The sequence below is a fragment of the Kitasatospora sp. NPDC001119 genome (assembly GCF_053598475.1).
The window spans coordinates 1,325-21,765 of the sequence record NZ_JBSFKI010000030.1; the positions used below are offsets into that span (position 1 = coordinate 1,325).

13 protein-coding genes and 1 CRISPR repeat array are annotated in these 20,441 nt (G+C 71.1%); of the genes, 10 read left to right on the forward strand and 3 right to left on the reverse strand.

The genetic code is table 11. From position 1 onward, the window contains the following. Positions 1 to 983: 983 nt before the first annotated feature. Complete coding sequence (locus ACWDD9_RS31120) at positions 984 to 1,292, reverse strand: hypothetical protein (RefSeq protein ID WP_449813400.1); 309 nt, start codon at positions 1,290 to 1,292, stop codon at positions 984 to 986. Between the two features lie 1,151 nt (positions 1,293 to 2,443). On the opposite strand from ACWDD9_RS31120, the gene cas3 reads away from it, so the two are divergent. The 8 genes from cas3 (at position 2,444) to cas2e (ending at position 12,061) form a co-directional block, all read left to right on the forward strand. Next, the gene (cas3, locus tag ACWDD9_RS31125) at positions 2,444 to 5,284 is read left to right on the forward strand and encodes a CRISPR-associated helicase Cas3' (protein WP_449813401.1); all 2,841 of its coding nucleotides are present in this window, start codon (positions 2,444 to 2,446) and stop codon (positions 5,282 to 5,284) included. 266 nt (positions 5,285 to 5,550) lie between these two features. Then, the gene (casA, locus tag ACWDD9_RS31130) at positions 5,551 to 7,152 is read left to right on the forward strand and encodes a type I-E CRISPR-associated protein Cse1/CasA (RefSeq protein WP_449813478.1); all 1,602 of its coding nucleotides are present in this window, start codon (positions 5,551 to 5,553) and stop codon (positions 7,150 to 7,152) included. Next, positions 7,149 to 7,967, forward strand: a complete 819-nt coding sequence (gene casB / locus ACWDD9_RS31135; RefSeq protein ID WP_449813402.1) for a type I-E CRISPR-associated protein Cse2/CasB — start codon at positions 7,149 to 7,151, stop codon at positions 7,965 to 7,967. The genes casA and casB overlap by 4 nt, the downstream gene beginning before the upstream one ends. Positions 7,968 to 8,052: 85 nt before the next feature. After that, positions 8,053 to 9,222 (forward strand): type I-E CRISPR-associated protein Cas7/Cse4/CasC, encoded by a 1,170-nt coding sequence (gene cas7e / locus ACWDD9_RS31140; RefSeq protein ID WP_380742979.1) that lies wholly within the window; start codon positions 8,053 to 8,055, stop codon positions 9,220 to 9,222. Beyond that, positions 9,219 to 10,067 (forward strand): type I-E CRISPR-associated protein Cas5/CasD, encoded by an 849-nt coding sequence (gene cas5e / locus ACWDD9_RS31145; protein ID WP_449813403.1) that lies wholly within the window; start codon positions 9,219 to 9,221, stop codon positions 10,065 to 10,067. Before cas7e ends, cas5e begins: the two co-directional genes overlap by 4 nt. Then, complete coding sequence (gene cas6e, locus ACWDD9_RS31150; protein WP_449813404.1) at positions 10,064 to 10,723, forward strand: type I-E CRISPR-associated protein Cas6/Cse3/CasE; 660 nt, start codon at positions 10,064 to 10,066, stop codon at positions 10,721 to 10,723. Before cas5e ends, cas6e begins: the two co-directional genes overlap by 4 nt. Positions 10,724 to 10,782: 59 nt before the next feature. Next, positions 10,783 to 11,706 carry a type I-E CRISPR-associated endonuclease Cas1e gene (gene cas1e / locus ACWDD9_RS31155; RefSeq protein ID WP_449813479.1) on the forward strand — a complete coding sequence of 308 codons (924 nt, stop codon included), beginning with the start codon at positions 10,783 to 10,785 and terminating at the stop codon, positions 11,704 to 11,706. 40 nt (positions 11,707 to 11,746) lie between these two features. Then, on the forward strand, positions 11,747 to 12,061 hold the full coding sequence (gene cas2e / locus ACWDD9_RS31160) for a type I-E CRISPR-associated endoribonuclease Cas2e (RefSeq protein WP_449813405.1): 315 nt from the start codon (positions 11,747 to 11,749) through the stop codon (positions 12,059 to 12,061). A 21-nt stretch (positions 12,062 to 12,082) separates the two neighbouring features. Further along, a CRISPR array of direct repeats spans positions 12,083 to 12,539; the repeat unit is 29 nt; unit sequence GTGCTCCCCGCGCAGGCGGGGGTCAGCCG. Positions 12,540 to 13,237: 698 nt separating this feature from the next. On the opposite strand, the gene ACWDD9_RS31165 is transcribed toward cas2e, so the two are convergent. After that, positions 13,238 to 14,404, reverse strand: a complete 1,167-nt coding sequence (locus tag ACWDD9_RS31165) for a hypothetical protein (protein ID WP_449813406.1) — start codon at positions 14,402 to 14,404, stop codon at positions 13,238 to 13,240. 204 nt (positions 14,405 to 14,608) lie between these two features. Here ACWDD9_RS31165 and ACWDD9_RS31170 point away from each other — a divergent pair, with 204 nt between their 5' ends. Then, entirely contained in the window at positions 14,609 to 15,049 is a 441-nt protein-coding gene (locus ACWDD9_RS31170) for a hypothetical protein (RefSeq protein WP_449813407.1), read from the forward strand. 152 nt (positions 15,050 to 15,201) lie between these two features. Further along, the gene (locus tag ACWDD9_RS31175) at positions 15,202 to 15,639 is read left to right on the forward strand and encodes a hypothetical protein (RefSeq protein ID WP_449813408.1); all 438 of its coding nucleotides are present in this window, start codon (positions 15,202 to 15,204) and stop codon (positions 15,637 to 15,639) included. An 89-nt stretch (positions 15,640 to 15,728) separates the two neighbouring features. Here ACWDD9_RS31175 and ACWDD9_RS31180 read toward each other — a convergent pair whose 3' ends face one another. After that, on the reverse strand, positions 15,729 to 20,051 hold the full coding sequence (locus tag ACWDD9_RS31180; RefSeq protein WP_449813409.1) for a ricin-type beta-trefoil lectin domain protein: 4,323 nt from the start codon (positions 20,049 to 20,051) through the stop codon (positions 15,729 to 15,731). Between the last annotated feature and the right edge of the window lie 390 nt (positions 20,052 to 20,441).

Below are 20,441 nucleotides of genomic sequence, written 5' to 3' on the forward strand. Positions count from 1 at the left end.
CCGTCACCGGCTGACCCCCGCGCTCGCGGGGAGGACTCACCGACCCGGCCGCCCAGACGGCCCGTCACCGGCTGACCCCCGCGCTCGCGGGGAGGACTCACCGACCCGGCCGCCCAGACGGCCCGTCACCGGCTGACCCCCGCGCTCGCGGGGAGGACGGGGCGAGCGTCCCCTACCATCGGTGCCAGACCGGCTGACCCCCGCGCTCGCGGGGAGGACCTTCGTGACCTGCACCGTTCTGACGGCTTTGCCATTTCTTGACCAGCCTGCCGAGGAACACGAGGCGGGCCGGCCTGTTGAGGTATCAAGGAGCAGCGTCCATCGTGGCAGACGGCCACGACACCGTTCTGTGCGGACACCGTTGAAGGCCTGGGCGGCGCTTGGGCCTGCGTGGGCGAGGACGGAGCAGGGGGAGGAGTCACTCCGGAGAGCCGCGGCACCGCACGACGGCCGGCCCCGAAGACGAACCGATCTCCCGCTGGCCCAGGGGAGGACCTCGGCGCGGACGGTGGCGACCAGGGCGACGCCGGCTGACCCCCGCGCTCGCAGGGAGGACCGAACAGCACGCCGCCACACCCGGTCCAGGTACGGCTGACCCCCGCGCCTGCGGGGAGGACCTCGCGGGGGCGAACCCGATCGGCGACCTCCTCGGCTGACCCCCGCGCCTGCGGGGAGGACGCGTGCACGCCGTCCGGGAGCAGGGCGAGCGCCGGCTGACCCCCGCCCGCGCGGGGAGGACAGTACTCTGGCGGTGTCGAGTCGCTGGACGTACGGCTGACCCCCGCGCTCGCGGGGAAGACTTGCCCTTCCGCACCGTGACCGCGTCGTACGCCGGCTGACCCCTGTGCCTGCAGGGAGGACCGAGGAGCCGAACGGCTGGGCGGGAGCCGGGACGGCTGACCCCCGCGTTCGCGGGGAGAGCTGATGACGCGTTGTGGATCGCCGGTGCCGCCGAGGGCACGGATCGCCTGGGCGAGGACGTGCTACTCGGGGTGGTCCTTCTTGCGGTGGTTGGCGATGCTGGCGGGGGCGCCGCTGTAGTTGCAGTCGGCGCATTTCTGCCACGAGCAGTCCGGATCGGCGACGGCGGCGTGGCGAACGGAGTGGTGCGAACCGTAGCCGTGGGCATGAAGCAGTTGAGCGACGGACCCGTCGTACTTGAGGGCCATCAGCGCTGCTTCGGCGATCTTGTCATGGCCGGCGGCGAAGAACTTACCCAGGCCAACATCCTTCCCACAGCCGCACCAGCACTTGCCGGTCGGGATGAGACGAGGCTTCTCATTGCTTGGCATGCATCCAAGATATCAACTCTTGGACTGTAGTCAAGACATAAACCCAAGAGTTAATTCCAAGGGTTGACCGTCGAGTGCACAGGCACGGTCCGACAGCCTTGTGCGACCGGCTGACCCCCGCACTCGCGGGGAGAACGGCGGGAGGGCAAGCCGCTCCAGCTCGGCAGCCGGCTGACCCCCGCGCTCGCGGGGAGGACGTCTTGGAGTCACGCATGTCGACGTCGCGGAACGGCTGACCCCCGCGCTCGCGGGGAGGACTCGCGCACGATGCGGTGCTGGCCGCCCTCGGCCGGCTGACGCCCGCGCTTACGGGGAAGACCTGAACTCCTGCTGGCCGACGAGCACCGGCTTCGGCTGACCCCCGCGCTTGCGGGGAGGGCCCGCCTGAGTTGAAGTCGGCGACGAACGTAGCCAACTGGCCCCCGCTTGCGCGAGGAATGAGCACAGTGGCTCTCGAAGAAACCAACCAGAGGCGGCTGACCCCCGCTTGCGCGGGGATTGATTCAAAAGCATATGCCGTATAAGTGCCAGAAGCGATCGGCTGACCGAATGCTCCGGCAAGGATTTTGAAAGTGATATCTGAATACATTAACCATCATTCCCTGTCTTCACTCGCCAAGCCTCTGGTTGTCTTTATTTGGTGAGTCACTGCAGCTCATTTTCTGGCTTTGGCGGCGGCGAGTCTCACCGCCGCGACCGTCAGCCGCTGGTAGCTTCCTCCGTGCTCGCGTCGGCGCACCGCAGGCATCAGAACGCACTGTCATGGAGGAACGTTGGACGACGACAAGCAGCCCTGGCACAAGCGCGCTCCGTCCATTCTTGCCGCAGTCACCGCATTCTTTGGCGCCGTCGCTGCCATCGCCGAGTGCATTCAAAAGCTTCGATAAGCAAAAGCGACGAAGCGGTCCGCAGCCAGCCACTCCAGGGAACCGGTTCACGGTCGGCTTCCCTCCGGGAACGCGAGACGAGCGTCCCGCACCAGGTGACGGGGGACAGCGCGCATTAGGTCAGCCCTGGTCCAGCTGCGGGTTCCATCGCGGGCGCGGGATCCTATCGGGTGGGCCGGGGTTGGGACGCGGTTTCGGGGGAGCCGGCCTGGCCTGAGGTCGGGGCAGGGGCTGTTGTCAGTGCCGGGTGATAGTTCACTGGGCATGGTTCTCGACGAGGGCGTAGGACAGTTACCGGATCTGCGGTTGTGGGGCAAGGAGAGCGGGTTGCCGGCCGCGTATCCGGTGGTCTGTCACCTGTTGGACACGGCGGCGGTCGCGGTGGCGTTGTGGGATGCGGTGCTGCACCCGCAGGTCCAGAAGCGGCTGGCCGAGGCCGTGGGTGTCGGGGTGGACGAGGCCCGGAGGATGGTGGGGTTCTGGGCCGGCCTTCACGACGTCGGGAAGATCATTCCCGGGTTCCAGGCACAGGTGCCCGGCGTGTTCGGCCGGCTCGCCGGCGAGGACCGGTACGCCGCCGGAACCGACGACGCGGGCGGGGCCGGGGGGCGGCTGCGGCACGAGGTCGCGACGCACTGGGCGCTGGTGGAGTTCTTCGAGGAGTGCGGCTACCCGCCGGTCGGCCGGCTGGTGAGGAAGTCCGCGGCCCACCAGATCGCGCAGCTCCTCGGGGGGCACCACGGCTGCTACGGGTCGGTGCCGGAGGCGCGGAAGCTGGCCGATCCGTCCGGGTACCAGCCCGGGCTCGGGGCGGGCCCGGGCTGGCGGGAGCAGCGGTTGGTGCACGCGCGTGCGGTGCGGCGGGTGACGGGGGCTCGTGGGGTTCCGGTGGGGGTGTTGCCGGGGTGGGCGGCGGTGGTGGTGACGGGTCTGGTGGTGGTGGCGGACTGGTTGGCGAGTCAGGTGGAGGTGATCGTCGGTCGGATCCCGTCGTCGGGGTGGGTGGCGGACGAGGAGGCGTTGGGGGCGCACTACCGGGTGGCTGTGGGGGCGGCGCCGGGGTGGGTGCGGGAGGCGGGTCTTGGGCGGGCGGTGTTTCCGGTGAGGTCGTTCGTCGAGCAGTTCCCGGGTTTTCGTGAGGCGAATCCGCTGCAGGAGAGCGTTTCGGAGGATCTTCCGGGTCTGTTGCGGGGGCGGGAAGGGGTGGGGGGTTCGGGGTTGGTGCTGGTGACGGCGCCGACGGGGGACGGGAAGACGGAGGCGGCGTTGCACGCGGCGTCGGTGCTGGCGCGCAGGTCGGGGGCGTCGGGGTTGTTCGTGGGGTTGCCGACGATGGCGACGGCGGATGCGATGTTCGGCCGGGTTGGGGAGTTCGCCGACGCGAATGTCGAGGGTGAGCGGGCGCTGATGCTGTTGCACAGCATGGCGTGGCTGGGCGTTGAGCGTGAGTACGGTGGCGGGGGGCCAGTGCTGGCCGACCGGGAGGCCGGACGGTGGTTGCGGACGGGGCGGCGGGGGATCCTCGCGCCGTTGGGGGCGGGGACGGTCGACCAGGTGCTGGCCGGGGTGCTGCCGCTGCGGTACAACGTGCTGCGGTTGTTCGGCCTGTCGGGCAAGGTGCTGGTCGTCGACGAGGCGCACGCGTACGGACCGTGGATGCACAGCCTGCTGGTGCGGCTGCTGGAGTGGCTGGGCGCGTTCGGCGCGCCGGTGGTGCTGCTGTCGGCGACGCTGACGGGCCGGGCGGCGTCGTCGCTGGTGAACGCCTACCGCCGGGGTGCGGGTTTCCTGGAGCCGGCGACGGTGGAGCCGTGCTACCCGGGGTGGCTGTTCGTGGACGCGGGCTCGGGGGAGGTGGCTGCGCCGCGGAAGGTCGGCAGCGGCCGGGAGCGGACGCTGCGGGTGGAGCGGCACCCGGTGCGGTGGGACGTGCGGGAGGACCCGGGGAAGCCGCCACCGGCCGGGGGTCGGCGGGCGGTGTTGCGGGAGCTGCTGGCGCCGGTGGTCGATGGCGGCGGGTGCGTGCTGGTGTGCTGCACGACGGTCGCCGAGGCGCAGGCGACGTACCGGGACCTGTGTGAGGGGCTGCCCGGGCTGGCGGCGCGTGAGGGGGGCTTGCGTCTGCTGCATTCGCGGTTTCCGGCGTTCGAGCGGCAGCGGATCACCACCGAGTGCGAGGCGGCCTACGGCAAGCCGAAGGGCGGCGGGGAGGGCGGCGTGGTGCGGCCGGGTTCGGTGCTGGTCGCCACCCAGATCGTCGAGCAGTCCCTGGATCTGGACTTCGACCTGGTGGTGTCGGACCTGGCGCCGCTGGCACAGTTGCTGCAGCGGGCGGGGCGGGGCAAACGCCATGACCGGAAGGTGCGGCCGGTGTGGAGCGGGGCGGTGGACGAGCCGCGGCTGGTGGTGCTGGAACCGCTCGGCGACGACGGCGCGGTGTGTGCGCCGCGCGACTGGGGGACGGTGTACGACGCGTCGCTGCTGCGGCGCACCAGTGTACTGCTGGCGGAGCCGGGCAACGAGGCGGTCGCGGTTCCGGGTGATGTGCAGCGCCTGGTGGACGCCGTGTACGCGGACGACTTCGGGGAGGGCCTGGAAGGAGCGGCCCGGCGTGAGCTGGCGCGGATGGACGCCGAGCGGGTGGCCTCGGCCGCGGCCGAGGGGCAGTTGGCCGAGGGGACGACGGTGTATGCGCCGTTCGACGTGCGAGGCGACCTGTCCGTGCTCAGCGAGCGCCCAGTGGCCGAGGAGTTGTTGACGACGCGCCTGGGCGCGGACAGCGGCCGCGCGGTGTGCGTCTACACGCGGGCCGGCGGGGAGCCGACGCTCGACGCCGACGGCAGGGTCCCGCTGCCGGGCCGCGGTGGCGGGGTCCTGCGCCGTGAGGACGTCGAGTGGATCGTGCGGCACACGGTGCCGGTTCCCGGCCGGTGGCTGAGGGGCGGGGGTGCCGAGCACGAGGTGCCGCGCTCATGGGGGAAGCGACCGGTGCTGGCCGACCTGGTGCTGCTGCCGATGCGCCTGGACGGGCAGGGCCGGTGGCGGTGCCGGCTGGGGGAGAGGGAGCTGGAGATATCGGAGGAGGTGGGACTTTCCGAGATCTAGCCACCTCGTGTACGTACGTGTCGCTAGGTTGGGTGCACCGGATCCCCAGGGCCGTCGAACGGCCCGTCGGGGCAGGGGTGTTGCCCGATTCCGCCCGCCGCCGGCCCACGGCGGCGCCTGGACGCGGCCGCCGCGTCGTCCTGTCCGTATCCGCCTCACCGGAGGCCTCCTTGCCGTCCGCACCACCCGTTGGCTCCGCGCCACCACTCCTGCCGGCCCCGTCGGCACCAACCGGATCACCGGTCCCGCCACGGCCCGCGTACAACCTGTTCGACGAGCCGTGGATCCCCGTCCGCTGGCGCGACGACGTGCCCACCGGCGACAACGAACCACCACGGCCCGACGCGGTGGGACTGCGCCTGCTGCTGCTCCACGCCCACGAGATCGAGCGGATCGCCGTGGCTCTCCCGCCGGCGCTGTCGGCGCTGTACCGGGTCCTGTACGCGATCACCGCGCGCCTGACGGGCCTGGACGCGGCTTTGCCCCGTCCCGGCGACACCCGGGCCGAGGGGGAGGACTGGTCGGAGCGGCGGGTCGCGCTCGCCGACGATGGGAGCTTCGACCCGGACGACGTGGAGACGTTCGCGGCGGAGTGGCGGCACCGGTTCGACCTGTTCGACCCGCAGCGGCCGTTCCTCCAGGACCCCCGGCTCGCCGGGCAGTGCGACCCGGCGAACACCGCCGGGGTGGACAAGCTCGTCACCACCCGCCCGTCGGGCAACAACCACGCCTGGTTCCGGCACGTCGACAGCACCGCGCCCGACCTGCCCTCCAGCGCCGAGGCCGTCCTGCACCTGCTGGTCTGGCACTACTACGGGCCGTCCGGCCGCTGTTCGAGCCGCACCGTCGACGGCACCAGCACGGCCAACAGCAAGGCCGGACCGCTGCGCAGCACGCTGTCCTACCACCCGGAGGGCGAGTCGCTGTTCGTCACGCTGCTCGCGGGCCTTCCCGAGCCGGGGGCCGCGGTTCGCCGGGAGGAGGACCTGTGTCCATGGGAGCGGACGCAGCTGCCGGACCCGGGTGGTGCGCCGCCGGTCCTGGCCGGGAGGTGTTCGGAGCTGACGGCCCGTTCCCAGCACGCGGTGCTGCTGGTGGCCGACGGCGGTGGGGAGCGGGTGCGCGACGCGTTCATCACCTGGTCCTCTCTCCACAAGATCCCCCGGGACGGGGACCCCTACCTGATCTGGCAGACCAGCAAGGAGGGCAACTCCTACCCCCGCCCGGCCGACTCCGGGCGTGCCCTGTGGCGGGACCTGGACGCGCTGCTGCTCAAGGAGCCGGACGGTGTCGCTCAGCCGCGCCGGCCGAAGGTGTTCTCCACCGCGGTCGAGGTGTCGGAGTACCTGTGGGTGCGGGCGCTGGGCTTCGAACAGGACGGCCAGGCCAAAGACGTGCAGTTCGTCGACGCCACCACCCCGCCCGTCCTCGAGTTCACCGAGACCGAGAACCGCGCCGGCCCGGCACTCGCCGTCGAGATCGGCCGGCTGCGGGTGCTGGGGGAGCAGTACGGCGTGCGGCTGGAACGGGCGGTGAAGAAGGCCTGGGCGGCGTTCACCGACGCGTCGAAGGTCCGTGACTGCTCGTGGGCGGCGGACGCCGCCGCCCGGTACTGGCCGGCCGCCGAGGCGGAGTTCTGGAGGCGCCTCGAGGGCCGCGACTTCGCGGGCGCCGCCGCCGTGTTCCGCGCCATCGCCGAACAGGCCTACGACACCGTCACCTACAAGGCTCTCGGCACCGCGCGCGGCTCCAAGGCCTGCACCGCCGCCCGCCTCGAACTGTACGGCGGTCCCACCAAGAAGACGGACAAGGCCTCCCGCGGAGCGGGCAAGGCCGGCCAGAGCTCCAGCAGCACGGAGGACCAGTGACCGACACCACGACGATCCCCGCCCCCACCCCGCCCACGGAACCGCCGCCCGCCGCCTCGAACCGCGGCACCGTTCCGGCGCTCGGCCGCGCCCGGGCCTTCGCCGCCTGGATCGACCGGCGCAGCCACGACGACCCCGGTGTCCGGTCGGCGCTGCGGCGCGGGGTGGGCAAACCGGTGGACAAGGCACCGTTCATGCACCGCTACGTCGCGTCGTGGCTGACCGAGGAGCAGTTGCGCGACCGGGACGTGGAGCGCGCGCACTACACGGTGGCAGCGCTGGTCGCCGCGCAGCGCCGCGACCAGTACACGGCCGCCGCGCGGGCGGCGGGCAGCGGCGGGCGGGACGGGGACGCCCCGGCGGCCGGGACCGGCGGGGCCGGTGCCGACAGCGAAGACGACCAGGCCGACGGGACGGGTGCGGGCAGTCCACGGACAGACACGGCGGTCCGGCCGGGGCGCAGTCTGGGCCGGTCGCTGGCCGACGGCGTCGCCGCCGGGCTGCGCGAGGCGTCGGTGGAGACCAAGCTCAACCTGCTGACCCGCCAGAGCGTGGAGGGGCTGCACCGGCACCTGCCCGCCGCGGTGCGCCAGCTGCGCGAACGCGGCGTCGACGTGGACTGGGCACAGCTGCTGGTGGACCTGTGCCGGTGGCGGCGGCATTCGGGCGCGGTGAAGCGCCGGTGGCTGCAGGACTACTACCGGGCGGTGCAGGCCGGTGAGGAGCGGGCCGCGCGCGAGGCGGACGAACACGACACCGCGATCGCCGCCGATACCGCCGGCGGCGGCCAGGGGGAGGCGGACGACCGAACCTAACCCCCAACGGGGCGAGGCCCGTCGCCCCGCCGCCCGGCTTGCCGTTTCGTACCGACTTTCCCCGAACCAGTCCAGGAGAAGAACAGTGCCCTCCCGTTCCGACGCCGCGTCCGCGCGTTTCCTCGACCTGCACGTCGTCCAGGCCGTGCCGTTCGCCAACCTCAACCGCGACGACAACAACTCCGTCAAGACGGTGCGCTACGGCGACACCGACCGCACCCGGGTCAGCAGCCAGTCCTGGAAGCGCGCCGTCCGCGAGTACTTCCAGGACGGCTTCGGAGAGCGGGCGCTGCGCACCCGCCGCATCGGCGCGCGCGTCACGCGCCTGCTGCAGGAGGAGCACGGCTGGCCCGAGGACCTCGCGCAGCGCGCCGGCCAGCACACCGCGGCGGGCAGCAGCATCAAGTTCGAGACGTCCAAGGACACCCCGGTCGTGACCACCAACGCGATGGTCTACGTGCCGGAGAGCGCGGTCGCCGAACTCGCCGCGCTCGCCGTCGAGCACCGCGACGCGCTCGCCGCCGCCAAGGACATCAAGAAGAGCAGCGACAAGAGCGTGCTGCCCAAGGACCGCATCGACACGATCCTGCGCACCCGCAACGGCGTGATCAACCTTTTCGGCCGGATGCTCGCCGAGGTCGACGACGCCGGCGTCGACGGCGCGGTCCAGGTCGCCCACGCCATGACCACGCACGGTGTCGATGTCGAGCTCGACTACTTCTCCGCCGTCGACGACGTCACCTCCGCCTGGGGCGACACCACCGGCAGCGCCCACATGGGCACCGCCGAGTTCAGCGCCGGCGTCTTCTACCGCTACGCCACCGTCGACCTCGCCGACCTCGCCCGCAACCTCGGCGGCGACCTGACCGCCGCCCGAGAGCTCGCGGGCGGCTTCGCCGAGGCGTTCCTGCTCTCCCTGCCCCGCGCGAAGAAGACGGCCACCGCCCCCCACACCATTCCCGACCTCGCCCACGTCGCCGTGCGCGCCGACCGCCCGCTGTCCTACGCCGCCGCGTTCGAGCAGCCCGTCCGCTCGCACACCGACGGCGGCTACGCCCTCCCCTCGCGGGCCGCGCTCGCCCGCTACGCCACGGCGGCGGACCGGCTGCTCGGCGGCCGCGGTCGGGTCTTCGCCGGCTGGGCGAGCCTGGAGGACAAGGACCTGACCGGGCTGGGCGAGCACGTCGAGTCCTTCCCCGCTCTCATCGACGCCGCCCTGGACGCGGTGTACGCGCGCGAGACGGTCGACGCGTGAGCGCGTACCTTCCCGCCCCCCGCCCGGCTTCCGGTGGGCGGGGGCTGCTGCTGCACCTGGCCGGGCCGTTGCAGTCCTGGGGCGAGCGGAGCCACTTCAACGAGCGCGACACCGCGCCGTTCCCGACCCGCTCGGGTGTCATCGGCCTGCTCGCCTCCGCGCTTGGCCGTGAGCGCGGCGCGGACATCACCGACCTGGTCGGGCTGTCGCTGACCGTGCGCGTCGACCGGCCCGGTGTCCTGCTGCGCGACCTGCACACCGTCGGTGGCGGCCTGCCGCCCGGCGCGACGGTCACCACCGCGGACGGCAAGAAGCGGCCCGGCGCGTCGTCCACGCTCCTGTCGCACCGCTACTACCTCGCCGACGCGGCGTTCACCGCGGCGGTCACCGGCGACCCGGCTGTGCTCGCCGCGTGCGCCGACGCCCTCGACGCGCCGAGGTGGCCGCCGTTCCTTGGCCGCCGTTCCTGCCCGCCCGAGGGCCCGCTACTGCTCGGACTGTTCGACGACGTCACCCGGCAGCTGATCGGCCTGCCGATCGCCCGCCGCCGACCCGCGAGCGCCGCGAACGTCGAGGTCGTCTTCCACGGCGACCGCCCGCTCACCTTCCTCAGCCACGGTGGCGGCCCCGGTGAGGACGGGGCGCATCCGGCGGGCCAGGTGACCGACGAACCGTCGACCTTCCACCCGCGCCACCGCGCCTACCGCGCCCGCCCCCGCTACCAGCGCACCCTCACCCTGCCCGCCGACCGGTGCGCCGGCCTCGGCACCGCCTACCTCACCGCCCTCGGCGACCACCTCGACCGCTCCGCCGACCGACGCCGCCCCGAAAGCACCCGTCCATGAGCCTGTGGCTGACCCGCATCATCCCCGACCAGCGCAGCCGCGAGGCGCGCCGCGACGGCACCAACGCCGTCGATCTCCACCACCGCCTCATGGCGCTCTTCCCCGACCACACCGTGGAAACCGCCGCACGGCAGAATCTCGGTGTCCTGTTCCGCACCGAGCCGGCGGCCGACGGCGGCCACCAGATCCTGCTGCAGAGCGGCGTCCAGCCCGACCTGACACGGCTGCCCCCCGGCTACGGCCGTGGCGCCACCAAGTCCCTCGCCCCGCTCCTGGCCGCCATGCGCGAGGGACTCGCGGTGCGCTACCGCATCGCCGCCAACCCCATCCGCAAACCCGGACGCACCACCCGCGAGCTCTACAGCCTGAGCGCCGTCGTCCCGCTGCGCGGAGCCGCGGCCGACGACTGGTGGACCCGCCAGGCCGACGGCGCCGGCCTGCAACTCACAGCCCTGCGCTCCGAGCCCCTCGACGCCGCCCGCGGCACCCGCCGCAGCGACCAGCACCACATCAAACACGACCGCGTCCTCTTCGAGGGCACCGCCCGCATCACCGACCCCGAACTCCTACGCACCCGCCTGATCACCGGGATCGGCAAGGGCAAGGCCTACGGCTGCGGCCTGCTCAGCCTCGCCCCCCAGCGGGACGACCAGTGACCGCCCGCCAGCCCGACCCCAACAGCGCCCGCCGCAAACTGGCCGCACCCACCGTCGCGATGCTGCCCCGGATCGCCGACTCGCTGTCCTTCCTCTACCTCGACATCGTCCGCATCGTCCAGAACGACACCGGAGTATGCGCCGAGGTCACCAGCCCCCAGCGCGGCACTGAAACCGTCTACCTTCCGACCGCCGCACTCAGCTGCGTCCTCCTCGGTCCCGGCACCTCCATCACCGCCCGAGCCCTGAGCACCCTGGCCCGCCACGGAACCACCGTCGTCGCCACCGGGTCCGGCGGCGTGCGCTGCTACGCCGCCACCGTCCCCGACTCCCTCAGCACCATCTGGCTCGAACGCCAGGCCCGAGCCTGGGCCGACGACACCACACGTCTGACTGTCGCCACCGCCATGTACGAACAACGCTTCGGACGCGGCACCGCTCCTCCCGGTAGCAGTCTCAACAAGCTCCGCGGCCTCGAAGGCCAACGCATCAAGGCCCACTACCGCCTGCTCGCCCAGCAGTACCGTATCGGCCGCTTCCGCCGAAACTACGACCCCAACTCCTGGGACACCCAGGACCCCGTCAACCTCGCCCTCTCATCCGCCAACACCTGCCTCTACGGCATCGTCCACGCCGCGCTCCTCGCACTCGGCTGCTCACCGGCGCTCGGTTTCGTCCACAGTGGCAACCAGCAGGCTTTCGTCTACGACATCGCGGACCTCTACAAGGCCGAGCTCACCATCCCGCTCGCGTTCTCCCTCCATGCTTCTCCTCACCCGGAGGCCGAGGCCCGCCGCAGATTCCGGGACGAGCTGCGGCTCTTTCGACTGCTGCCACGGATCGTCACGGATATCCAGAGGCTGCTCGCGCCGGACCAGGACATCGAACTCCCGGACCCGGACGAGCAACTCGTGGACCTGTGGGATCCGGTTGGCGGAGCGCTGCCTGGCGGTGTCAACTACTCCAACGGTGGGGACCTGTGAGACGGCTGCCAGACGTCGCACCCCTGAGGCGAGGTGCGACGTGGCCTCAATGATCGTCATCTCCGTCACAGCCGTACCCGACCACGTACGCGGTGCGCTGACCCGCTGGCTTCTGGAGGTCACGCCGTACCTGTATATCGGAACGGTCTCCGCCAGGGTCCGACAGGAACTATGGAGCGCTGTCAGCAACTACATCGGCACCGGGGCCGCAGCTCTGGCTTACCCAGAGGCCAACGAGCAGGGCTTCGTTCTGACGACTGCAGGGGAGCAGAGACGACACGCGGTCGACTTCGATGGCCTTACCTTGATCGCCGCCACAGCATTGAAAGATAGTCAAGGAATGGCAAAGTCATAGGAATAGCGCAGGTCGCGAAGGGTGCTCCCCGCGCAGGCGGGGGTCAGCCGGTGATTCGGTCGGCCTTGTCCCTGTTCCCGTGGTGCTCCCCGCGCAGGCGGGGGTCAGCCGGGGCTGGCGGCCCAGTACTCGATCTCGGAGAGGTGCTCCCCGCGCAGGCGGGGGTCAGCCGCGCTACGGGTACCGGGTTAAATGGCGCACAAAGTGCTCCCCGCGCAGGCGGGGGTCAGCCGCTGCGGGCGCCGGGGGGCAGCGTGCGCAGGTAGTGCTCCCCGCGCAGGCGGGGGTCAGCCGCCGGTGCCGATGGCGTAGGGGATGAGGCTGGCGTGCTCCCCGCGCAGGCGGGGGTCAGCCGCCCATGGTCGTGTCCTCTCGGGTGGTGGCCGGGTGCTCCCCGCGCAGGCGGGGGTCAGCCGGTCGCCTGGATGTGGAGCATGAACCCCTTCGTGTGCTCCCCGCGCAGGCGGGGGTCAGCCGGTGACGCCCGCCAAGTGGGCCGCCTCGGTGCAGTGCTCCCCGCGCAGGCGGGGGGTCAGCCGCCGGGCTCGGGCTCCTCGTACCGGGCGATCTGGTGCTCCCCGCGCAGGCGGGGGTCAGCCGCTGCGAACGCAGTTCGCGAGGGACGGTGCCGCCGTGCTCCCCGCGCAGGCGGGGGTCAGCCGTCGAACCCGCGCCGCCTCACCCCCAGTCCGGTGTGCTCCCCGCGCAGGCGGGGGTCAGCCGCCCCCGGAGCACCAGGAGCCGCCCCGGCTGGTGTGCTCCCCGCGCAGGCGGGGGGCAGCCGACCCCGAGTCGGACCAGGAACAGACCCTGTACGTGCTCCCCGCGCAAGCGGGGTCAGCTGGCGGTCCAGGTCCTGGGCGGTGGCGGCCATCGTGGCGGCGGAGGCGACGGAACTGTCGCACACCGGGCACTTGCGGGATCAGCTTGTCGGCGGACCTGGCCGCCGCATTGCCCCGGATCTGGAAGGCGAAGAGCGCGTCGCTCCGGACGCTGGGACGGGAGTGTTCCGGCAGCGGCACGATGACCGCGTGGTAGGACCCTTCTTCTGCTGCCTCCCAGAGCCCAGCCGACCTCCTGGCGACGCCGGGCGAATCAGTGGCCAGTGCGGCCGGCCGTGACCCATCGAGTGGACCGACAACGACACGGCAAATACGGGGGTTTCGCCCGTCCTGTCTATTCGGCGGGATCGGTCGGCAGTGGGACGACCAGGGCGTCGAGGGCCTGTTGGGCCCGGCCGAGGTCGTCCTTGCCCGCGCGGCGTAGCCCGGCCTTGGCGTACTTCTCCACCATGGTGGTGGACTTCCAGTCCTCGGTGATGACCAGGATCTCCGCGGCGCTGTAGCCCTGGGCGGCGAGGTCGGCGGGGACGCCGGCGCGCAGGCCGTGGCTGGTCGCGTTCTTGGCGTCGAAGCCGGGAGTGCGGGCGACCATGCGCTTGAAGGCGCGGTTCACCGCGTGGCCTGTCATGCCGGTTCCGGAGGTGGGGACGGGCATCAGCCGGCCCCACCGGGTGATGCCGCGCAGCAGCGGCAACTGCGGTTCTGCCTGGCCGAGTTCGGCGAGCAGTGAGATGTAGGTGCGGACGACGGTGATCGCTACCGGGTCGCGGACGACGTACTCGCGACCGGTGGACCAGTGGTCGTTCTTCGACGTGCGCTTGCCGACGACCATCTGCTCGGTGCCGTCCTCCAGGCGCTCGAAGACGACGGAGTCGATGCGGTAGGCAGCCTGCTCGGAGCGCCGGGCACGGGTGCGGTAGCCGAGGTGCAGGATGGTCAGGTCGCGCCAGCGGGCGAGCGGGATGTCGGCGGTCGTGCCCTGCTGGAGGTGGGCGATGCGGGCGGCGTCGACGGGCGGGCTCGACCTCGGGGTGCGGCGGGCGCGGGCGTGCTCGGCGGCCTGCTTGCGGATCAGTTCGGCGGTCGCCTTCTTCGGGGGCCAGTTCTCGTACCCCGCACGGGCGTTGGCGTCGCGGATGGCGGCCATCGCCAGGCGCAGCGAGCTGACGGGCGCGCCTGTGCCGTCCCGTCCGCCGCGGCGGCGGAGGTGGGAGACGTAGGAGACCATGTTCGCCTCGCTGGTATGCGGCCCGGGGTGGCGGCCGTTGTCGGCGCACCAGCGGGCGAAGTAGCGCCACTGCTCGGCGTAGGTCTGGCTGGTGCGCGCCGGCCGGGCGGAGGCGAGGTCGTCGGCCGCGTCCTCGGTCAGCGTCTCGTTGGGGTCGACCCCGGCGAACGCGAACTGCACGAGGGCCTGACCGTCGTCCACCAGCTCGCCGATCACCACCTCGGTGGAGCGTTCCACCAGAGCCGGCAGGGAGTCCGACGCCTCGGCATCCACGGCGCTCTCCTTCCGGCACGGCGGGCTGATGATCCGTCCGGGACAGCCTATCTGTACCAGCCCCTGTGTTGCGTCCTCTAAATCCAGTTAGAGGACGCAACACGTTTCTTGGTACACAATCCGAGCCGGATGCCGCCCTCGCGTCTGTGACACGTTTGTCGAGGTTATTTGTGTTCAGCCCCTCAAGCTGCCAAGGTGTCCGTCATGAAGATCACGATCACCGTGGAGAATCCGACCCCCGAGGTGCTCGAGAAGCTGCTCGCCCTCGCCGCCACGCCGACGGCGGTCGTGACCGCGGTGCCCGACGACCGCTGGACCCCGGAGCGGGCCCGCTCGTACTACGACCGCCTGCCGCCCCGCGCGCAGCAGATCCTGCTCCAGGTTGTCGAGGGCCAAGGCGAGTGCGCCGCCGAGGAGTTGAAGGCGAACGGCCGGAGCCTGCGGGGCTCCACCGGCGCGTTTCGCCGAGTGCTCTCGGAGGGTAAGCGCACCGGCCTGTGGTCGGACGCCCTGCCCGTACCGCTGGTGTCCCACATCGTCGGCGGGCAGCTCAAGAAGCTTGAGATGTCCGGTTGTGGAAGCGAGCACTATCCGCTCACGGCCTTCAAGAATGCGTTGGGCGATCTGCTGCCCTGTGACCGTTGAACGCGTCCCGTGGGCACGAGGTGAGAACGGTTGTGTCAGGGGCCTGCTGTCAAGGAAGCCCCGGGCATCGGGCAGGGTTGAGCGAAGCGGAGGCTGCCTATGTCGGCCCATCGCCATCCCCCGGGGCCCGGGTGCGGCCCTCGAAGGCGTACTTGGCCTTCATCGCCGCCCGGGGCAGTGCGTCGTCGAAGTCCTCCAGCGTGTGCAGCCCGGTCGGGCCGGTCGCGCCGAGGAAGCTCGGCCGGCTGGCCCGACCGGGTGATGCGCAGCGTCTCGTTGCTCAGGTCGCCCAGTTCGTCCGAGCGGTCGAAGCGCCGGACCAGTTCGCGCCGGCGCGGGTCGCGCAGCGCCCAGCGGTCGAGCAGCAGCAGGCCGGGGGCATCGTCATTGCGCTCGATGATCGACTCGACCTCATCGTCGAACTCGTGCACGGTCCGCTGGAACCCCAACTTCCGTGCGAGACGGGCCGCGTGCTGACGATCGGCGAGCCGACCGGCCGGTGGATCCAGTGCTCACGCCCGACCGCCCGGCGGGCACGCCATCCCATCAGCGGTCAGGCCTCCCGGCCGACCAGCAGGGGCACGGTCTGACCACAGAACTCGCAGTGGCTCCGGGGTTGATAGTGCTCACCTGCTGGCGGCTACGGGCCGTAGTCTCCCTCACGGCCCGTCGAGTCCCATTAGGGGTTGACGGGCTGGGGCGGGGTCCTGAGGGCGGGGAAGCTCCAGGTCTGGGCGGGTGTGCTGTTGCAGGTGGCGGCGGCGAGGCGGCTGCCGGGGGTGGTGTCGTTGTTGGGCAGGTCGAGGCAGTGGTCGGTCGCCGGGTTGTAGAGGCTTCCGTCGGCGCGGGGGAGCCAGACCTGGTTCGAGGCGCCGGGGGTGCAGGGTCCGAGGCCGATGCCGGCTCCGTTGGCGGTGCTGCCTGCGGTGATGTCGACGCACATGCCGCGCAGGCTGATGGTGGCGTTGGTGGAGTCGACGGTCAGGCTCTGGGCGGCGGTGTTGTTGCAGGGGACGATCTCGAGTCCCTGGCTGGTGTCGTTGTAGGGGACGTCGAGGCAGTTGTTGCTCGCGGCGTGGCGGATCGCCATGGCCGCGGTCGGCGGGTTGACGGGGTTGGTGTAGACGGCGAAGTTGGTGATGCTGCCGTTGAAGCTGGGGCTCGGCTGGCCCTGGTACTGGAAACGGCCGAGGGCCAGGCCGCCGCTGGGAGCGGGGCTGGTGGCCGCGTTGTGGTAGGCGCTGCCTGCGAGGGTGCCGTTGACGTAGAGGTTCATCTGGCCGGTGTCGGCGTTGTAGCTGGCGGTCAGGCGGGTCCAGGCGCCGTTCTGGACCAGGGCGGCGCTGTTGCTGATGTTGGTGAACTCGTAGGGCCAGGTGTTGTCGTCGCCGTGTGCGAGCGCGAAGCGCCAGGCGCCTCCGGTGCCTTCGCTCCAGAGGATGAAGCTGCTGGCGTGGGCGGTGTTCTGGCTGGCGACGATCTGGCCGTTGCCGTTGGACTTCGCCCAGGTGCTGATGGTGAAGCTCTTGCGGGTGTCGACGGCCGGTTTGTCGGTGGTCATGGCCGAGGTCGAGCCGTTGAAGACTGCCGCCTTCGTGCCGCGGCCGTCGACGGTGTCGTCCGCGAAGGCGACGTCGGTGGCGGTCGCGTTGTAGGTGACGGCCGGGTCGGCGCTGATCGCGCTGGTGTCGCCCTGGAGCTTCCACTGGGCGGCCGGGGCCTGGGTGTTACCGCGGTAGTGGTCGGCGCCGAGGCCGGTGACCGTCTTGCCGGTGAGCGCGCCGGGCCAGGCGTGGAGTTTGCCGGAGCTGTCCAGGGCCCACAGGTCGGGCACGCCGTCGCCGGTCACGTCGCCGTCCGAGCCGACGGTCGGGAAGTCGCCCGGGGTGACTCCGGCGCCGATCTTGAAGGTGCTGGCCGGGGTGACGGCGGTGACGACGGTGTACTCGCTGGTGCCGTCGGTGCGGGTCTCGGTGGTGAGGGCGTACTGGAGGATGTCTCCTACGGCCCGGTCGGTCGTGGCGGTGCGGGCACGCGCCCACAGGGCCGGGGCCACCGGGGTGGTGCCGGCGGGGTCGACTGCGAGGGTGTTACCGGGAACCATCAGGTCGACGGTGTCCCAACCGCCTGCGGAGACCAGGGTGGGCGGGAGCAGGGTGTGGTTGGAGCCGGCGGGGTAGTACCAGAGGTTCTTGGCCTCCACGGCGAAGATGCCGGTGGCGTTCGTGACCTGGCGGTTGGGGGTTCGAGTGTCCTTGGCCGAGCCGATCGGTGTGATCTGGCTGGTGTGGCTCCAGTCCGCGTCCTGCTGGTAGCCAGGGCAGGACGCTGCGCCACCCTCGCAATTGGGCCGGTCCAGGATCTTCTTGTAATCAAGACTGAATCGGCCGGGGTTGCCTTCGTTCCTGTAGTAGTAGTGGAGACCGGCTCCGCCGTCCCGGTGTACGAACAGGTCGTCGGTGTTCTTCCCGGGGTCCAGGGAGCCCCGGTGGGTGACGTGGTAGTCCTTCCACGTCTTCCCTGCCTCGGGTACCTGGTTGGCGGGGGCGGCGGTTCCGGTGGGCGGCACATCGGTGTTGCCCGGGTCGGTGGCACGGCCGTGGGTGATCAGGTTGCCGGCGCTGTCCGGGACCAGGATGTCGGGGTTGGCGTCGCCGGTGGTGTCGCCGAAGGCGACCGGGCCCGGTGCCCAGGGGACGTAGAAGGCGTACGACATGGTCTGCGAGGCGTTGCCGGCGTCGTCGAAGACCTGGGCGTAGAGGATGTTGGTGCCCCAGTGCGGGGGCTTGGTCCTGATCTCGGTGACGTTCAGGGTGCTTCCGGCCGGGGCGCAGTCCTGCTTGTGGTCGGCGAGCTGCGGGTCGTAGCCGTAGCGGACGCAGACGACGCCGGAGGCGAGTTTGCCGGAGGGGTTGGGGTCGTAGGCCGTGAAGGGGATCGACCCTTCGTCGCCGAGGCGCAGGTTGGTGGTCTGGCCGTTGCCGGACGGTGGGAACTGCTTGTTGGGGTCAGTGAAGGTGCCGAAGGCCGCGACCGGCGGGGTGGTGTCGACGGCGAAGTGGCACGTGGCCGTCTCCGGTCCGCGAAGGATGCCGTCGTCGCCCTGGGTGGCCCAGCCGTAGATGTGACCGTCCTGCAGGGTGAAGCGGGGGACGGTGTAGGAGGCACGGCTGCTGTTGGGGACGAAGCCCGACCAGCCACTGCTGACGATGGGCGATCCGGAGACGGCGTCGTCCCAGATCCTGACGTACTCGGTGAGCTGGCCCTGGTTGTGGCTGCTGACGATCGAGGTCAGGTTGACCGTGGTGTCGGTCACCCAGCGGAACGAGGAGACCGTCCCGTCGCCGCAGGCGTTGCTCTCGCCTCGGGTGACGCTGCGCGGGGCCGGACGGGCCTGGGGGTCTGCCGGTTGGAGCGGTACGTGGTCGAACTCGGTGGACAGGACCGCGTCGTAGGCAAAGTGCTTGAACGCCACCCTGTCGCCGGTTCCCTCCGGGCCCCTGATGGCGAACGCCAGAGGCGTGTTGGTATCGGCGAGGGCGTTGCGCATCGCCCCGGTGACGTTGAAGTCGACGGGGATGCCTGACATGCAGGCGCCGTTGCCTCCGTTGCCGGGGACGTCCTTGCCGTCGAGCCACTCGAAGATCTGGTGGCTGTCCCAAGAGATGCCGTCACCGAAGGCGCCGGCCCTGTAGGCGCTGACCGGGTACGCGTTGGTGCAGGAGAAGTCGGCGGAGGTGTGCTGCCAGACGCGCAGGTTGGCGTAGTTGATGGCGGTGTCGGGCAGATAGCCGTTCAGGTTGAACTCGTACAGTGCCCGTTCGACGCCCTTGGTGGTCTCCCATCCCTGGTAGCCGACGCCGGGGTGGTCGCGGTCGGCGGATCCGGTGCGGTCGTAGTTCCCGGTCTTCGGGTAGGCGGACTGGACCCAGGCGTGGTGACTCTTGCCCCGAGCGTCGTTCGACCATGACGGGTCGACGTAGATCGGGTAGCTGGTGTTCGGGCCGTCCAACAGTTCCGGGCTGGGCGACAGGACGATGCTCCTGCTGCCGTTCGTGCCTGTTCCGGTCGTCACGGGGATGTCGGCGACCGTGGCCCCAGTGCCGGGGCCGTCTGGCGTACTCGGTGTGCCCGATGCCTGCCGGGTGCCCTCGCCGGACCCGCCCGCGGTCAGCGAGACCTGGCTGGCCGACGACGCCTTCACCACCGTGGAGGCCGACGTCGAGCCGGTGCCGCCTGACGCGAGAGCGGGTACTGGTGCCGCGGCCGACCACATCTGCGGCTTGGGAGCGGTAAAGACCTCCTTGCCCTCGCTGACCGCGCGCAGGCTCCCGTCCTCGTTCGTGGACAGCTCCACACCCTTGGTCGTGGTGGGGAAAGTGAGCGAGCGAACGGCCGGGTTCGCCGCCGCGGCCGGCGTGTGGAGGATCAGTACGGTGCTGTAGCCGCCGAACCGGTTTGCGGTCACCTTCAGGTCGGTGTCCGGTGCCACCGACGCGTACAACGCGCTGTTTCCGCTCACGGTCGGGACCGGCAGCGGCCCCGGGAACGGTGAGCCGACTGCGAGTTGCTTGCCGTCCTTGGTCGTCATCGTCACCAGCGAGCCGTTGCCGCCGCCCGAGACGGCCAGGTCCTCGCTCGCCGCGGCCGGTGCGAGGGTGCCGTCGGCGCGCTTGAGCAGGGTGTCGTCCAGCGCTGCCCACGACCCGTCGGCGCGTTTCACGCGTTGGGCGTCCAGGTGCCTCTCCTGCCGGAACCTGCCGGAAGGCGTGGCGACCGTGGTGCTGAACTCGTCCGCCAGCGACGGGACCGGGACGTCCTTGCCGGTCCTCTTCGCCTCGGCGAGCGCCAGCTCGGCGGGCTTGGGATCCAGCAACTCCCCCGCGTGCTTGGCGTCTCCCGCGGTGACGGCTTCCTGCGCGGCCTTCCACGGATCGGCGGCCGAGTCGGCTGCGGCGGGAAGCGGTGCGAGGCCGGGCAGTGTCACCGCGAGTGCCAGCATCGCTGCCAGTGACGAGAAGCGGAGTCCAGCGGATCGCGGCCTGGCGGCCCGCTCGAACGATGGTCGACTGTCAGTCATATCCCTACCTGGAGCACCCATGGCGTTTTCCCCGGTTTGAACCCTCGGCGCCGGACGCGCGGAGGCCAGGCGGACGGTCTCAGGGAATCAGACGGGTCGTCAACGATTTTCTTTCCGAAATATCCCCCATCGGATGCCATAGACACCCCACTCCACCAAGGTGACGCACGTCACAGGCGCCGTGTTCTCGATACGAAGAGATCAACTTTCAAGCCCCCCATAGAATCCACCAGCCCTCAACGAGGCACGCTTTAGTTAACTCAACGTCAGCTAAAGGACTATCCATGCCAATTCGCAGAAGAGACGGATCAC

Coding starts and splice junctions, on each gene's coding strand:
- ACWDD9_RS31180 (WP_449813409.1), bottom strand. CDS start 20,051: ATGCTGGCACTCGCGGTGACACTGCCCGGCCTCGCACCGCTTCCCGCC.
- ACWDD9_RS31170 (WP_449813407.1), top strand. CDS start 14,609: ATGAAGATCACGATCACCGTGGAGAATCCGACCCCCGAGGTGCTCGAG.
- cas6e (WP_449813404.1), top strand. CDS start 10,064: ATGAGCCTGTGGCTGACCCGCATCATCCCCGACCAGCGCAGCCGCGAG.
- ACWDD9_RS31120 (WP_449813400.1), bottom strand. CDS start 1,292: ATGCCAAGCAATGAGAAGCCTCGTCTCATCCCGACCGGCAAGTGCTGG.
- cas1e (WP_449813479.1), top strand. CDS start 10,783: ATGCTGCCCCGGATCGCCGACTCGCTGTCCTTCCTCTACCTCGACATC.
- cas3 (WP_449813401.1), top strand. CDS start 2,444: ATGGTTCTCGACGAGGGCGTAGGACAGTTACCGGATCTGCGGTTGTGG.